Below are 14,669 nucleotides of genomic sequence, written 5' to 3'. Positions count from 1 at the left end.
GAAGATAAAACCTATTGATTTTATTCTTTTAATTGAAAAATAATTAAGCTTACAGGTGTTTTCATGATTGTATGAGAGAAGTATTTAAAACACACATACCCTTCGGTAGCTATATTTGGGGGACGGTAGTGATTATTTTTATTGCCGTGATATCCTACGATGGTTTGTATCGAGGTTTATATACGGGTACATTATTGTTGTTCGCGGTATTTGCATTAACCTGGTATTTTACATTCTTTTTTAAGCGGTATTGGATTGAAGATAACAAACTGTTTATAAAAAGTATCTGGGGAACAGAATCTGTTGATGTCAACTCCATTCGTAAAGTAGAGACGGATAAGGTATTTTGGTTTGGGGCGATGAAATTCACCGTTTTAAGGCCCTATAGAAGGGGAATGATCCTGCATTATAATGTGATTGATGATATATTCGTTGATCCGGAAAATCCAACCCAATTTATTGATAAATTGCGGCAGATTGCGCCTAATATCAAAGTTATCGAAGCGAAATAGTCTTTTTCCTCAATAAAGTTTCGTCGATACGAATTGGTTACTCGTTGCTTTGGGCGAAGGTTTTTGTAAATAATTTTTTCCATGTAATGAATCTGTTGATTCAGTTGTCATAATTAAAGGATATAGGCCTTACCTTAATTAGTTTAATTGAAATAAACCAAAGTGTAAATTTTATGAAGTATTTTTTTAGTGCCCTTTTATTTGTTTTTGCAGCTCAGTTATTTGCGCAACAAAAAACCAATCAGACTAAACATCTGCCATTTGAGACGATCTATTTTGCCGGTGTTCAATTTAACAATGCAAGCAATTTGAATAGGATTTTGAAAGATTATGATTCCGGAAAGGTACCTGGGTTTGGCTGGAATGCTGGAGCTGGACTTGCATACAGGATCAAACAAACCCTCATTGGCGTGAATTTTAGCCTGTCGACAAGCAGTAAAAACGACAATACGATGAACACAGGAGATTTTACGGTTTATGTATCTACCAATGCGATACATACAGGCAGATTGATCTTTAGCCCGCAGCTGGGAGTCGGTACGCAGTCTACTACTTTTACCGTTCAAAAGAAAAATCTGAATGGAGAATTTGGAGACTTTTTGACCACGCAATCCAACCAAACTAAAATGGAGCATGATGCTGCTATTGTCGATTTAAGTGTTACGTTGAAAACATCCAATTCCGAACGCACTAGCTTTCGCCCGGAATGTAGAATAGGTTATAAATCGTCTATTGCACAAAATGAATGGAAAGTAGTGAATGCTGCAGTTTCGAATGTGCCAAAGGATAGACTGGGACATTTCTATGTACAGTTAGCCTGGGGTATTGGACGATAACAGCAAAACAAGGAATAGCGGATGTAGTTTATAAATTTAATCTAATGTTCGGACTTTTTAGTTAGCACCATTACCGCATAAGTTAACTTATCGTTATACTTTTGTGAATGCCCTACTTGAACTTGCTGTAAAACATATAGATGGTGAATAGGAGAGAAAGTGTATGATCCATAAAGAAGTATGGACATTGCAGAAGAGCAAATAATATGGTAACTTAGTATAACCTATTTTCTGAAATTTATTTACCATGAAACGGATTATTTTCCTCCTATTTTCTATTCTTATACAAGCTGTTGTCGTGAAAGCACAACAAAAGACCAGAGCATTTCTATTTACGAAACCACATAAGATCGTCGAAAACGCTAAGTATGGCAAAATAAACCTATACGACGCAAGAGAGATAAAAGATAATCTCGGCGTCATACAGGTCGGTATGATGAATGCAAACCGGTTGTTGGTGGCGGAGCCATCATTGGAAAAACAGTTGCAGAGCCAATTGGAACAAATAACCGGTCGTAAGGGAAATGGTGAATTGCTGATGCGGTTGGAAAAATTCTGCATAGCGGAATTGACGGGAGCTTTTTCTGAAAAGGGATTTTTGGATTTTAGAGCAATCTTATTCTCAAAAGAGGCTAATGGAGAATATTTACAGCTAGCCCGAGTTGATACAGCTATTGTCGTTAAAGGGATGGATGTAACCAAAGCGACTTTGGCACGCGCCAGCGAGGTTGTCAATAACCTGATCTTTGATGCATTAACCAAAAACGGCGATACCACAGAAAGCTATAGTCTCAGTGAAATCGAACATTACGACGATATTCAAAAGAAACAATTGGCACTTTATAACACGGAAACATATAAAGATGGGTTATATCTGACCTACGAAGAATTTGCCCTTCAAACACCATCAGGTGGGCAGGCCCAATTAAGAGAGGGGGATTTAAACTTAGGCTTCTTTAAAGAGAATGAAAAAGGGAAACTTAAAAAAGTAAATCCGAAAGATTATTATGCAGTAGTGCATGCTGGTAATCCTTTTATTTCAAGTCAAGATCAGTTTTATGCTATAATCAAGGAAGATGATGATTTTATTTTTGTTGGCCCCGTTATGGAAACTGCATCTGCAACCAATGTTGTTGTAGCTTCCCTGTTGCTAGGTGCGATAGGAGGTGCGTTGGTTGCAGGCCCTGAAACAAACTACTATACACAGAAACTCGATTATGCAAATGGTAGCTTTATTCGAATGCTGAATAAACAATAATATGTATCTCTTATTTACATCGTAAAAAACTTTCGGCCGAGCATAGTATATCGTCTTATATTTCTTCTAAATTTGATGTGTTCGCAGTTTTCCACAGCTTGTTAATAACATTGTGGAAAACGTTATCAATCCAGAGTTGACAAATAGATTTCTTGTTATCGAAATGGATTAATTATATAAATTAAATAAATTTCTCTTTGGATGTTAAATGTCTTTTGTATATTAAATTGCACTCTATTAAGCCTTGACTAATGAAAATCAAATTTATACTTGTTTTAATTTTGTCCTTCATCGTCTGCTTTTCAATAGCAGCTGCTGTATACTATTTCTTGGATGAGAAATCGTCCATTCCCGATTCCTTGTTCGTGGGGGCTATATCAAGCTCTATTGTGATTACATTATTCTCAAAGTTTAACACAGCCGCTCGGCGCAAATAATTATATTTTCCTGGCACCAACTCCATACCAACTTACGATCAACTCCGTACTGTAACCACCTTGTGTGCACAGTGAGTCCACGTTGAGTCCACCTTTTAGGGCTGCTTTCACTGTACAGACATCCTGTCTGCACCTTGCTTGCAATCAGAAGGTGGTTAGGAATTGGTTATAACTAATCCCCAAAAAGGTATCACTAAATTTCCAAATTTATAATTGCTGTTTGCTGCAGCTTCCGAAAGCCTTAAAAATGAACAAGATACTTGACATAGGGTCGTTTTGGTGGTATATTTATTGTATGGGAATAAATGATAACGGCTATATCCGTGGACTGGTTGGGCCACTGGTAAGCAGAAAGGTAGGAACAAAGAACTACATTCAAGGTAAACCACATCGTGTAAAACAAAACGTCGACACGAAGAAAGCTGGTAAAGATTTTGGGCAGGCAAGTCGTGCGGGCGCTGCAATTAGGCAGGCTTTTGGGTTAGTGCATCAGGAACTGCATGATGGACAAATGGGCAATCGCTTGAATAGACAGATTTATAGGGCAATGAAGACAAATATCAATGACGATAGGGGAACACTGTGCCTAAACAGCTGTAGGCTAGACAGATTGGTGAATTTCCAGTTCAACGAAAATTTCCATATGCAGGATGCGCTGAATATCGATCCAACGGTTAGCCTTACCAAGGAGAATCAGATCGAAATATCATTGCCAATGTTTGACATTAACCGAGCATTGCTGCTACCCAAAGATTGTAATGCTATCGCCTTTAAATTCCATACCTTTTCTTTCAATTTCAAAGAAAGGGAGTTCACTGAGGTAAAAGATGAAGAATGGGAAATTGATATCGTCTATGGACAGGATCCAATTCCGGCCAAGACGATCAGCATTCCATGCAACGAATTTGTTGGTACACCCATCCTGGTTGGATTTACGATCATATATCTTTATAAAAATGGCCGACGGTGCAATGTGCTCAATGAAGTTGATTGTACGCCTGCAACTATTCTAGCTGCTTTCCAGTTATAAAAGTGATATTAATCTTTACGTATATTTTTTCCTACCGGAGCGGATATCCATTTACCGCTCCTTTACCTCCATTTACCGACTTTTTTATTCCGTTGATCTAAATGTAATAAAATGGGATGCTGCGTTGTCTTACTTTTGAATCAGAATCTTAAAGGAAATGATGCAACAAAATCAACTTCCTTGCGACAATAAGAAAAGAGACAAAAAAACTAACAATATAAAGTATAGCAATTATGAAAACTTTAGTAAAGACATTCGCAGCAGCAGCATTGATTACACTATCAACTTTCGCAATGGCAGCAGCTGACCCTGGTAAAGCATTAAACCTTTCCACAGCCGATTTGGCCATCGATAGCTATGTGTCAGTAATGACAGAAGGTGCATCTCAGGGCGTAGAAAAATTGTTCGCATCCGAATTCAATCAAAAAGTTCAGGGAAAAGCTGCACGCACCAATAGCCGTTCGGAAGTCATTTCGTTCCTGAAAAAGCAAAAAGGTGAAAAATTGAACTGCAGCACAAGTACCGAAGTACTCGAGGAATCTGAAAACTATATGGTAGCACGTATCACGATGAAGTTTGACGATTTCACGAAAACAGATTTGGTGACATTGATCAATGAATCGGGAACCTGGAAGGTTGCAAGCTCCGTAAACTCGTATAAATAGAAACTGTTTAATTAAATTCATATGTTTATTTTAGCCACGTCGGGATGATGTGGCTTTTTTTGTTTCACAATCTCTTAGCGAATCTGAAATGGCTTTATTACTTACATGAGTAACGTTTTTAAGTTATCAACAGGGTTATTAACATTGTGTTGATAACCTGGTTTCCTCAATTGCAGCGATAGTTGTAATAAGTAATAATTAATTAACCTGTTTACTTCTTGTTTGGCTGCTCCATTTGTTATTATTGCAATACTATTAACAAATTTTATGAAATCCAACTTGTATTTAGCTGTAAAGCTGATTTGTTATTTGCTATTCAATCTATTTATATTTAATGCGAGTGCTCAGATTGAGACAACAGTATACTATACAAAGGCAGGGCGAGAAACCAAACTAAAGGATTCAGCCTATTTTTCCAGAACTATAGTTCCCATGACAGATCAGCCTATGTCATACTTTAAGATCGTAGAGCATTATTTACCGAATAATACCATTAAGTTAAAAGGAACAGCGCAAGATAAAGGTGTTATTTTAAAATTCTTTGGGAGGCTGGAGGAGTTTTATTTTAATGGTGAAAAGCGAAGTCTAGAAAATTTTAATTCAGAAAATGTACGTGTTGATTCAGCATTTTACTGGTATCCGAATGGGAAGTTAAGAACAATTTCACATTACCCATTTAACGATAAAATAAAGGGCGGTGTCGCATATTATATCGCACATTACGATTCGTTAGGCAATAAGACTTTTGAAAATGGAAACGGTTTTATTCGCATTGAGTATGATCATGACGATTACCTACAGGGAGAAATGGAAAATTACCGCCGTGAAGGTAAATGGGAGGGTATAATGTCTAAGCTGCCAATTACCGAGGTCTTTGCGCGAGGCAAGCTGCTCTTTGGTGTCAAAACCAAAGAAAATGGAACGACCATTAGCTATGATTCAACGACCTATTGGGTTGATCCCGTTTACCCAAGAGGAATGCCAAAATTGATGAACTTTGTTTCTAGACATTATAAATGGCCTAAAGAAGCTAAGCGAAATAATGTTAAGGGAGTATTGGAAATTAGTTTTGTTGTGAATAAGGAAGGATATTTAGAAGATTTTGTTGTGAAAAAAGACTTGGGCTTTGGTACGGGCGAGGAGGGTATCCGTGTGTTAAAAATGGCCGAAAGATGGAAACCGGGAATACTGCGTGGAGAGCCTATCGGTGTAATGTTCACGATGCCAATTCGGTTAGATGCCAATCCTTGATTGATGGTCTGTTCAAAAAGACTGATTGTGTTTTTGGAGCGTAGTTGTTCTTCTGTTCCTATGGTGAAGACTAAAATGAAGTTCTGTGAATAAATGAAGTCCTCAATTTTGGTGACAAGTTGGGTTATTAACAATCTTATTAACATCATGTGGAAAACTTGATTTTACACCATGATGTTGACCATAAATAGAAATAAGTATTATTTAATCGATTAATTTTTTATTTAACCAGGATATTTGTTATTATTATGAAGTATTATTTACATTTTTGGGTCTCAACCGTCTGTTTTTTGTTATTCAATTTTTTCTTATCAAACCTTTATGCTCAGGTTGCTTTTACAAGTTATCATAAGAAAGATGGCGATGAAACGAAACAAACTGATTCGGCCTATTATATGCGGACAATTCATGTCGACGCATCGGGAAAGGATAAAGTTTATCGTGTAGAGGAGTTTTACACGCGCAATGATTCGATCAAACTCAGTGGCATCAGTACAAATGCGCTTTATCCATTTAAATTTCGCGGGCGAAAGTACGAATTTTATGAACAGGGAACGTTAAAAAGCTCAGAAAACTACAGCGACGAAAGTGCCCTGATAGATTCTGCTTTTTATCTGTATCCAGGGAATAAATTGGAGAAGATTGTTTTTTATCCCAGTAGTCTCGATAAAAAAGGAAAACTGAAAATAGAAGATCCCATCTATGTTGTGTACTATGATTCTCTTAACAACAAAACGTTGGAAAATGGGACCGGTTTTATTCGGCTAAATTATGGGTGGAGTTATGAAGAAGGACAAATGAAAAATAGCCTGCGTGAAGGTGAATGGAAAGGAAAGATGGGCAAGGATGGCTTTGTTGAAACTTATGTGAATAATAAATTAGTGTCAGGAATGAAGACAAAGGTTTCCGGCGAAGTTTTTAAATATGATTCGTCTAACTTTATGAGTCCGCCTGATTACCCCGGTGGAATTTCTAGACTGATGGGCTTTATAGCGAGCAATTATGTCTACCCAAAGGAGGCGATTAGCAATCAGGTGTCTGGTGTGGTCATGATAGCGTTTGTGATAGACAAAGATGGTAACATAAAAGATCCGGTAGTAAGGAAAGATTTAGGTTTTGGAACAGGGGAGGAAGGAATCCGTGTTATAAAAAAAGCAGGCAAATGGAAGCCCGGGATACAGCGTGGAGAGAAACTAAATGTGAAGTATTCGCTCCCAATCCGCTTGAACACATCGCGATAGAACTGTTTAGATAGCATTAAAACATGAAGGTAATGTTTCGAATATTCGAAATTGAATTGTGTGGGGATAGCGGTAAAATACCTAAAAAGGGCTTTCCAATTTTTTGGAACGCCCTTTTTAGGTATAAAGGTTTTAAGATTGACTATTTTCTCAAAGCCGCAGCGCCTTTGATGATTCCTTCTACAACGGCAGGATCTTGAAGTGTCGAAGTATCACCTACATTGGCGATATCGTCTTCGGCAATCTTGCGTAAGATACGACGCATGATCTTTCCTGAACGTGTTTTTGGTAGATCATCAACAAATTGGATAATGTCTGGTTTAGCAATTGGACCGATAATACGTGAAACGGTTTCCATGATATCCTTTCTGGTGGCTTCTGCATCGGTATGGTGATTCGCAATGACATAAGCATAGATACCCTGTCCTTTTACTGGGTGCGGATATCCGACAATAGCGGATTCAACAACGTCAGCGTGCATATTGATGGCATTTTCCACTTCAGCTGTACCAATGCGGTGACCTGAAACGTTCAATACATCATCTACGCGGCCTGTGATTTTATAATAGCCTTCTGGACTACGGAAACACCCGTCGCCTGTAAAATACATATCCTTATACGTCGAGAAATAGGTTTGACGACATCTGTCATGATCCCCCCATGTCGTGCGTAGCATACCTGGCCAAGGGAACTTGATACATAGGTTTCCTGTGACATCATTGCCTTCGATTTCTTTTCCATTCTCATCCATCAAAGCGGGTTGAATGCCCGGCATCGGGAACATCGCATAACTTGCTTTTTCCGGTGTTACTCCCGCCAATGAAGTGATCAAGTGGCCTCCATTCTCTGTCTGCCAATAGGTATCAACAACAGGACAATTCTTTTTACCAACTTTTTCATTAAACCAGTTCCAGGCTTCTTCGTTGATTGGCTCACCTACAGATCCCAAAACACGCAAAGAGGAAAGATCGTTCTTGTCGACAAATTCGTCACCAAAAGCCATCAATGAGCGCAATGCCGTAGGGGATGTATAGATAATATTGACGTTGAACTTATCAACAATGTCCCAATAACGGCTCGCATCTGGGAAGGTTGGAATACCCTCAAACATTAAAGAAGTAGCTCCTTGTGATAACGGCCCGTAGACGATGTAACTGTGTCCTGTAATCCAGCCAATATCTGCTGTACAGAAAAATACATCGTTTGGCTTATATTGGAACGTATTCATAAAGGTATAGCCTGTATACACCATGTAACCGCCACAGGTATGTACTACACCTTTAGGCTTACCCGTGGATCCCGATGTATAAAGGATGAATAAATTGTCTTCAGCATCCATCTCTTCTGCTGGGCATGCTGGATTTCCTTGTGTTTCTACCTTTTTGATCTCATCTTCCCACCATACGTCACGTCCTTTGATCATCGATACCGGTGTACGTGTACGTGTTAAGACAATTACTTTCTCAACAGTGTCACATTGCATTAAAGCATCATCCACAATGTTTTTTAAACCAATGGTTTTATTGCCACGGTAACTACCATCTGAAGTAACGATCAGTTTGCATTCCGCATCGACGATACGATCCGCTATAGAACGTGCTGAAAAGCCTCCAAACACCACCGAGTGGATAGCGCCGATACGAGCACAGGCTAATACAGCGATAACCAATTCAGGAACCATTGGTAAGTAAATACATACCCGGTCTCCTTTTTTGATGTTATTATTTTTAAGTACGTTGGCAAATTGCTCTACCTTTTGTAGTAATTGCTTATAGGAAAGAATGCGGTGCGCTTCATTTGGATCGTTAGGTTCCCAGATGATGGCTGGTTTATCACCATTAGCATAAATATGGCGATCAAGACAGTTTTCTGTAATATTTAATTTAGCACCCTCAAACCATTTGACATTGGGTTCCTCAAAGTTCCAGCTCAGCACTTTATTCCATTTTCTCTTCCAGAAAAAATGATCTGCAATGCTCGCCCAAAACTCCTCAGGTTGTTCTACACTTCGCTTATATTCACTTTGATATTCTTCAAATGATTTTATTTGTAGGCTCATCGTTATTAGGATTATTATGAATTATTTTAATTTATATTGTTATCGTTGCGAAATTGTTTTTGATATTTCGATTTCGGTGTACAATTTAGCGGTTTTTGCCCATTTTATCAAAAAATTGATGTTTAATATAATGTTAAACTACTTTTATCTATAAGATTGTTATCTTGCATCAAGATTTACCAAGATGTCTTTTCTAAGAAAGCTATTCTATATTACAATCTATACAAATCTTCTGATCGCCATGGCGGCCATGGCACAATGCGCGCTGACTTATATCATATTTGAACGGTCTATCAATTGGTATATCGTTTTAGTGGAAGGTACAGCGACTTTGCTGCTCTATAATTTTAGCCTGTGGTGGTCCAAACCGAAGAACCCAAAAGAATCAAAATTCCCGCGGACACGCTGGATCTTTAATCATGAATGGGTCATGTGGTTAAATAATGGTATCGCTTTGCTTGTGCTTGGTTATTGCTTGTGGTATATTCATGTGTACTCTTTTTTGTTTTTGGGTTTTATTGGAATCCTGAGTCTATTATATGGAATGCCCCTGTTTGCCTTCCGTGACCGCAAAGTGGGCCTTCGACAGATACCTGGTGCCAAGATTTTTCATATTGCCCTGGTCTGGGTCTGCAGCAGTGTGGTGCTTCCCTATGTGGAACTGGCCAACGTCGGTGTCAAAATAGATCAGTGGGTTTTTATTGCGCTCTGCGGATTGAAGTTCATATTTTTGGTTATCTGTACACTGCCTTTTGATATTCGGGATATCCAACAGGATTCCTATTATCACCTGCGGACTTTGCCCAATATGCTGGGCGAACAAAAAGCTAAAAATCTAACTTATGGGCTTTTGGGCCTTCATTGTGTTTTGATCTTGACGGTACCTTACACGGTACCTATTAAATTTGGATTGATTCTGACCAACGTGCTCATATTTGCATTGCTAAAATTGGCTGTTTTCAAAACAAAAGATCATTACCACTATGCTTATCTACTTGACGGTAGCTTGGTGCTTCAGTTTCTGATTGTTGTTGTTATCGGTATCTTTAGTGCCGGAACCTGATTTTTTATACGTTTCAAGAGCAATAGGTTACTTTAACCTCCTAAGCGTGTATGGATAGGAGGAGATTGCTAGATTGATTGATTGATTGATTGATTGGAGATTTTGACAAATAGCTCTTTGTAAAAACTAAGATGCCAGAAAGGCGATGATCTTATCTGCAGCCACTTCCGATAATTTATAATAACTTTCAAATGTCCATCCAGCAACATGCGGAGATAAGATCACATTGTCTCTGCGGATAAGATCTGCATACCAGTTCTGTTCAGCGAGTTTTGGGAACTTTTCTACGGGCAACACATCGAATGCTGCTCCGATAATGGAACCGGAATCAAGGCCGCTAAGCACTGCGGGTACTTGTACAATACCGCCTCGTGCCCCCAGTAAAAAGAAAATAGGTTTTTCAAATTTAGCCAGATAATCTACATCAATCATCCCCTTTGTTTCATCCGTTAAGGGGATATGGAAACTGATCACATCGGCTTCTTTGCAGATCTTTTCCATGTCTGCTGCGACAGCATATTGATCCGCGTAGTCGATTCGATATTTATCATAGGCAAGCACCTGTACATCAAAACCGGATAGTTTTTTTGCCATAGCCATACCATTGTGGCCATAGCCGATCAAGCCTACAGTACGTCCCTTAAGTTCGTATCCACGATTGGCTTCACGCAACCACTGGCCGGATCGTATTTGTTGGTCACCCCGATTCAGATTGTTCATTAGACTGAGCAACATACCGATCATATGTTCACCTACAGCATCCCGATTGCCTTCATTGGCCGGAATTAACAGCACGTCTCTTTGCGCAGCAACTGTATCGTCGATATTGTCCATACCTGCACCAGCACGGGCGATAAAGCGGAGGTTTGGCGCCAGGTCAAAAAAAGCCTTATCTACCTGAAATTTGGAACGGATAACCATACCCGAGTAATTGGAGATGATTTTTTCAGCTTCTTCTCGGCTGATATCAGGTTGATAATTGTAATGTATACCTGCCTGCTCAAATTTTTTAAGCATGACCTCATGAATATCGTCGACGATCAAAATTGTAGCTTTCATTCAATTATTTTTTATGTAGGGTCTGTTCGTGCATGGCATTCCTGTGGAGTACGTTGATTTAGATCCTAGTGTCTTCATTACGGTTGATCTGCATAAAATCTACAGATAGTAATTTGTTCAGCTGTTGTTGTTTCATGCGGTTAGGCATTATTTTCATGCCAAAATTTCGCATTCCTATTAAGAATGGATTTTCCCATTGTGCGATTTTGCCTATCCTCCAGGAAGTATTACAGATATAGTTTACCCGATCCAATCTTCTTTTTTCGAATCCTTGGAAAGCCAAATTAACGGAAGCTGAAGTTTGGAGTTCATCTACGAGAACAGCAATATCTTCAATAGCCTGACAGGCTCCCTGGCCCAGGTTGGGAGTCGTCGCATGTCCGGCGTCACCCAATAATAAGATATTTTCAAAAGCGAGTTGTTGAAGTGGTTCGATGTCAATAATGTCATTTGCAATTAGTTCGCTATCCTTTGTTTCCGAAAGAATTGTTGGAATAGGGGCATGATAATCTTTGAAGTTGTCGAGGAGCTCCTTTGTTTTCCAATTTTTTAAGACCGGATTTTGTGCCTCAGCATTGATGCATGCGTACCAATAAATGCGGTTATTGACAAGCGGTGTCATCCCAAAGCGTCCTTTGCTGCCCCAGGTTTCCGTCCCTTTACTGAGCTGTATACTGCTATTATCGATAGTTGCCCGCCAACAGGTATAGCCTGAATAGCGGGGTGCCGAGCCTGGTATAAGTTGTTGTCGTAATGCTGAGTGTACGCCATCGGCAATCAAAAGGGCTTGGCCGCGTACATGACTTCCGTCTGCGAAATAAACTTGAATATCTTTTCCCTCTCGTTCAAAGGAAACGGCGCGTTTGCCGAGATGAACTTGTCCATTGGGGATTTTGGATAAGAGAAACTGATGCAGATCTGCCCGATGGATGGCGAAATTGTCCTGTTGATATTTTTGACTGATTGACCTGGTGTCTGGTTCAACAAGAATATTTCCCTTTTGATCCAAGACATTATAAGATGCAAGGTAATGCCCTATCGGAACGATTTCATCTTTCAATTCGAGATGTTCCAAAGCTTGCATGGCGTTGGCCGCGAGCCCGAATCCAGCACCTATGCCTTTGAGTTCAATGGCGCTTTCATAGACATGTGCTTCAATACCTAATTTTGCAAGCCCTATTGCAGCACATAATCCAGCGATACCTCCGCCAACGATAATAAATGTGCTGTCCGATGAATGCATACTAAAGACTGTTTGCTATTTCGCTTGTTAAACCGACAAAATCATCTACAGTCAATCGTTCTGCGCGTAGCTCGTATAGTGGATTATCGGACATTTTATCTTTGGGAACAACGCCCGAAAGTGAGTTACGGAGGGTTTTACGACGTTGATTGAAGCCCGCTTTAACAACACGCCAAAATAGTTTTTCATCACAATTCAATTGCTCACGGTCATTGCGCGTCATGCGGATAACGCCCGACAATACTTTTGGCGGTGGATTAAAAGCTCCTGCTTTTACAGTAAAAAGGTATTCTACTTTATAATAGGCCTGTAAAAAGACACTCAAGATACCATATTCCTTGCTGCCCGCCTTAGCTGTACAACGTTCGGCTACTTCTTTCTGGAACATACCCGTCATTTGAACGACACGTTGGCGTTCATCCAAAATTTTAAAGAGAATCTGGGAGGAGATGTTGTAAGGGAAATTGCCAATGACAGCCATTTTCTCACCAAAATACTGTGAAAAGTCAAGGTTCAGGAAATCACCGTGGATCAATCGCTTACCCAATTGGGGATATTTATCGTCCAAATAAGCAATGGATTCGTCATCCACATCGATCAAATAGGTTTCATATTCCTCTTTTTGCAAGAGAAAATCAGAAAGTACACCCATTCCCGGACCTACTTCAAGCACTTGGCTAAAACCCAATTTAGGATCCAATGCTTCCACAATCTTTTGTGCAGCATTTTTATCGTTCAAGAAATGCTGTCCTAAATGTTTTTTTGCTCTTACTGTGCTCATGTTGCAAAAGTAAAAAATAAATAAGTGAAAAGTTATTCTAAGAAAAAAATCCCTATTTTTGAATCAAAGCATTTAAACAGAATGAGCGATAAATTAAAAATCGGAATTACCGTAGGCGATATTAACGGCATTGGACTTGAAGTCATCATTAAATCTTTGGTAGATCAGCGTATGTGCGATTTCTTTACGCCAGTGGTTTACGGAAATACAAAGGTTGCTTCTTTTCACCGTAAAGCGATCGGTGTAAATGATTTTAGTTTTAACGTGATCAATGATGCTGAGCAGGCGCATTCCAAAAGAGCAAATATGATCAATTGCTGGCAGGAAGACGTCAAGATTTCGTTGGGTGAAGAAAACGAAATTGGCGGTAAATATGCTTTCCTTTCGTTGGAGAAAGCTGTTGAAGACCTGAAAGCCGGCAAGATTGATGCTTTAGTGACTGCCCCAATTAATAAGCATAATATTCAACAGGAGGGATTTCAATTTCCGGGTCATACCGAATATCTGCAGGCCAAAGTAGAGGCTGATGATGTATTGATGTTTATGGTTTGTGATGAATTGCGTATTGGTGTGGTAACAGGTCATATTCCACTGCATGAGGTTGCGGCTAATATTACCGAAGAAGCTATTCTTAAAAAGCTAGCCCTGATGAATGACTCGTTGAAGAAAGATTTTTGGATTGAAAAGCCTAAGATCGCGGTTTTGGGCCTAAACCCACATGCTGGCGATCATGGGATTATTGGTACGGAAGATGATCAGATCATTAGACCTACCGTAGAAAAAGCAAATGAACAGGGGATCTTCTGCTTTGGTCCATACCCTGCCGATGGATTCTTCGCAAAAGGTGCTTATGAGAAATTCGATGCTGTACTCGCGATGTACCATGACCAGGGTTTAATTCCTTTTAAGCATATTGCCAAAGGTGCCGGTGTAAACTTTACAGCTGGTTTACCTATCGTACGTACTTCGCCAGATCACGGTACAGGCTATGATATTGCTGGAAAAAACTTAGCTTCTGAAAGCTCTTTTGTAGAGGCAATTTTCTCGGCTTTACATATTGTAAAACGCCGCCGTGAACAAGCCGAATTACTTAAAAATCCACTTGCTTTCCGTAAGTTATCCAAAGATAGAGACTAAATATTCCGTCTTACTTTTTTAGGGACAAGGATAAAGATTGTTGATGTTAGTCTGTAAGCTCGCCGCTTACAGTGTCAGCGTCTTTGATCCTTGTTCA

At 39.4% G+C, this 14,669-nt stretch carries 13 protein-coding genes; 9 read left to right on the top strand and 4 right to left on the bottom strand.

Annotated features, from left to right (window positions below):
* Positions 1-71 precede the first annotated feature (71 nt).
* The 7 genes from A9970_RS09365 to A9970_RS09335 all read left to right on the top strand — a co-directional run bounded on the left by A9970_RS09365 (position 72) and on the right by A9970_RS09335 (position 7,230).
* Complete coding sequence (locus A9970_RS09365) at positions 72-512, top strand: PH domain-containing protein (protein WP_182982115.1); 441 nt, start codon at positions 72-74, stop codon at positions 510-512.
* Between the two features lie 173 nt (positions 513-685).
* Entirely contained in the window at positions 686-1,348 is a 663-nt protein-coding gene (locus A9970_RS09360; RefSeq protein WP_182982114.1) for a hypothetical protein, read from the top strand.
* A 247-nt stretch (positions 1,349-1,595) separates the two neighbouring features.
* Positions 1,596-2,606 (top strand): hypothetical protein, encoded by a 1,011-nt coding sequence (locus tag A9970_RS09355; protein ID WP_182982113.1) that lies wholly within the window; start codon positions 1,596-1,598, stop codon positions 2,604-2,606.
* 684 nt (positions 2,607-3,290) lie between these two features.
* Complete coding sequence (locus A9970_RS09350; protein WP_182982112.1) at positions 3,291-4,073, top strand: hypothetical protein; 783 nt, start codon at positions 3,291-3,293, stop codon at positions 4,071-4,073.
* A 233-nt stretch (positions 4,074-4,306) separates the two neighbouring features.
* A complete protein-coding gene (locus A9970_RS09345; RefSeq protein ID WP_182982111.1) occupies positions 4,307-4,738 on the top strand; it encodes a nuclear transport factor 2 family protein in 432 nt (143 codons plus the stop codon).
* A gap of 267 nt (positions 4,739-5,005) precedes the next feature.
* On the top strand, positions 5,006-5,989 hold the full coding sequence (locus A9970_RS09340) for an energy transducer TonB (RefSeq protein ID WP_182982110.1): 984 nt from the start codon (positions 5,006-5,008) through the stop codon (positions 5,987-5,989).
* A gap of 248 nt (positions 5,990-6,237) precedes the next feature.
* Entirely contained in the window at positions 6,238-7,230 is a 993-nt protein-coding gene (locus A9970_RS09335) for an energy transducer TonB (protein ID WP_182982109.1), read from the top strand.
* 142 nt (positions 7,231-7,372) lie between these two features.
* Here the strand turns inward: A9970_RS09335 and acs are convergent, their stop codons facing one another.
* Positions 7,373-9,289, bottom strand: a complete 1,917-nt coding sequence (gene acs / locus A9970_RS09330) for an acetate--CoA ligase (protein ID WP_182982108.1) — start codon at positions 9,287-9,289, stop codon at positions 7,373-7,375.
* A 184-nt stretch (positions 9,290-9,473) separates the two neighbouring features.
* On the opposite strand from acs, the gene A9970_RS09325 reads away from it, so the two are divergent.
* Complete coding sequence (locus A9970_RS09325) at positions 9,474-10,352, top strand: hypothetical protein (RefSeq protein WP_182982107.1); 879 nt, start codon at positions 9,474-9,476, stop codon at positions 10,350-10,352.
* A 126-nt stretch (positions 10,353-10,478) separates the two neighbouring features.
* On the opposite strand, the gene A9970_RS09320 is transcribed toward A9970_RS09325, so the two are convergent.
* From A9970_RS09320 to rsmA, 3 genes are read right to left on the bottom strand one after another with little or no spacing between them, the layout of a single operon-like run.
* The gene (locus A9970_RS09320; RefSeq protein ID WP_182982106.1) at positions 10,479-11,411 is read right to left on the bottom strand and encodes an NAD(P)-dependent oxidoreductase; all 933 of its coding nucleotides are present in this window, start codon (positions 11,409-11,411) and stop codon (positions 10,479-10,481) included.
* A gap of 58 nt (positions 11,412-11,469) precedes the next feature.
* On the bottom strand, positions 11,470-12,654 hold the full coding sequence (locus A9970_RS09315) for an FAD-dependent monooxygenase (RefSeq protein WP_182982105.1): 1,185 nt from the start codon (positions 12,652-12,654) through the stop codon (positions 11,470-11,472).
* A 1-nt stretch (position 12,655) separates the two neighbouring features.
* Positions 12,656-13,435, bottom strand: a complete 780-nt coding sequence (gene rsmA / locus A9970_RS09310; RefSeq protein ID WP_153845707.1) for a 16S rRNA (adenine(1518)-N(6)/adenine(1519)-N(6))-dimethyltransferase RsmA — start codon at positions 13,433-13,435, stop codon at positions 12,656-12,658.
* An 81-nt stretch (positions 13,436-13,516) separates the two neighbouring features.
* Here rsmA and pdxA point away from each other — a divergent pair, with 81 nt between their 5' ends.
* Positions 13,517-14,572 (top strand): 4-hydroxythreonine-4-phosphate dehydrogenase PdxA, encoded by a 1,056-nt coding sequence (pdxA, locus tag A9970_RS09305; RefSeq protein WP_070560760.1) that lies wholly within the window; start codon positions 13,517-13,519, stop codon positions 14,570-14,572.
* Positions 14,573-14,669 lie beyond the last annotated feature (97 nt).

Origin of the sequence: Sphingobacterium sp. UME9 (assembly GCF_014170215.1) — a bacterium.
In the GTDB taxonomy this organism is placed as follows: domain Bacteria; phylum Bacteroidota; class Bacteroidia; order Sphingobacteriales; family Sphingobacteriaceae; genus Sphingobacterium; species Sphingobacterium paramultivorum.
The sequence above is the reverse complement of the archived record's forward strand: the minus strand, read 5'-3'. Positions and strand labels throughout refer to the sequence as shown.

What these genes read in the sequence shown, in the direction of transcription:
- A9970_RS09365 (WP_182982115.1), top strand. Translation starts at nt 72, where the DNA reads ATGAGAGAAGTATTTAAAACACACATACCCTTCGGTAGCTATATTTGG.
- A9970_RS09360 (WP_182982114.1), top strand. Translation starts at nt 686, where the DNA reads ATGAAGTATTTTTTTAGTGCCCTTTTATTTGTTTTTGCAGCTCAGTTA.
- A9970_RS09355 (WP_182982113.1), top strand. Translation starts at nt 1,596, where the DNA reads ATGAAACGGATTATTTTCCTCCTATTTTCTATTCTTATACAAGCTGTT.
- A9970_RS09350 (WP_182982112.1), top strand. Translation starts at nt 3,291, where the DNA reads ATGAACAAGATACTTGACATAGGGTCGTTTTGGTGGTATATTTATTGT.
- A9970_RS09345 (WP_182982111.1), top strand. Translation starts at nt 4,307, where the DNA reads ATGAAAACTTTAGTAAAGACATTCGCAGCAGCAGCATTGATTACACTA.
- A9970_RS09340 (WP_182982110.1), top strand. Translation starts at nt 5,006, where the DNA reads ATGAAATCCAACTTGTATTTAGCTGTAAAGCTGATTTGTTATTTGCTA.
- A9970_RS09335 (WP_182982109.1), top strand. Translation starts at nt 6,238, where the DNA reads ATGAAGTATTATTTACATTTTTGGGTCTCAACCGTCTGTTTTTTGTTA.
- acs (WP_182982108.1), bottom strand. Translation starts at nt 9,289, where the DNA reads ATGAGCCTACAAATAAAATCATTTGAAGAATATCAAAGTGAATATAAG.
- A9970_RS09325 (WP_182982107.1), top strand. Translation starts at nt 9,474, where the DNA reads ATGTCTTTTCTAAGAAAGCTATTCTATATTACAATCTATACAAATCTT.
- A9970_RS09320 (WP_182982106.1), bottom strand. Translation starts at nt 11,411, where the DNA reads ATGAAAGCTACAATTTTGATCGTCGACGATATTCATGAGGTCATGCTT.
- A9970_RS09315 (WP_182982105.1), bottom strand. Translation starts at nt 12,654, where the DNA reads ATGCATTCATCGGACAGCACATTTATTATCGTTGGCGGAGGTATCGCT.
- rsmA (WP_153845707.1), bottom strand. Translation starts at nt 13,435, where the DNA reads ATGAGCACAGTAAGAGCAAAAAAACATTTAGGACAGCATTTCTTGAAC.
- pdxA (WP_070560760.1), top strand. Translation starts at nt 13,517, where the DNA reads ATGAGCGATAAATTAAAAATCGGAATTACCGTAGGCGATATTAACGGC.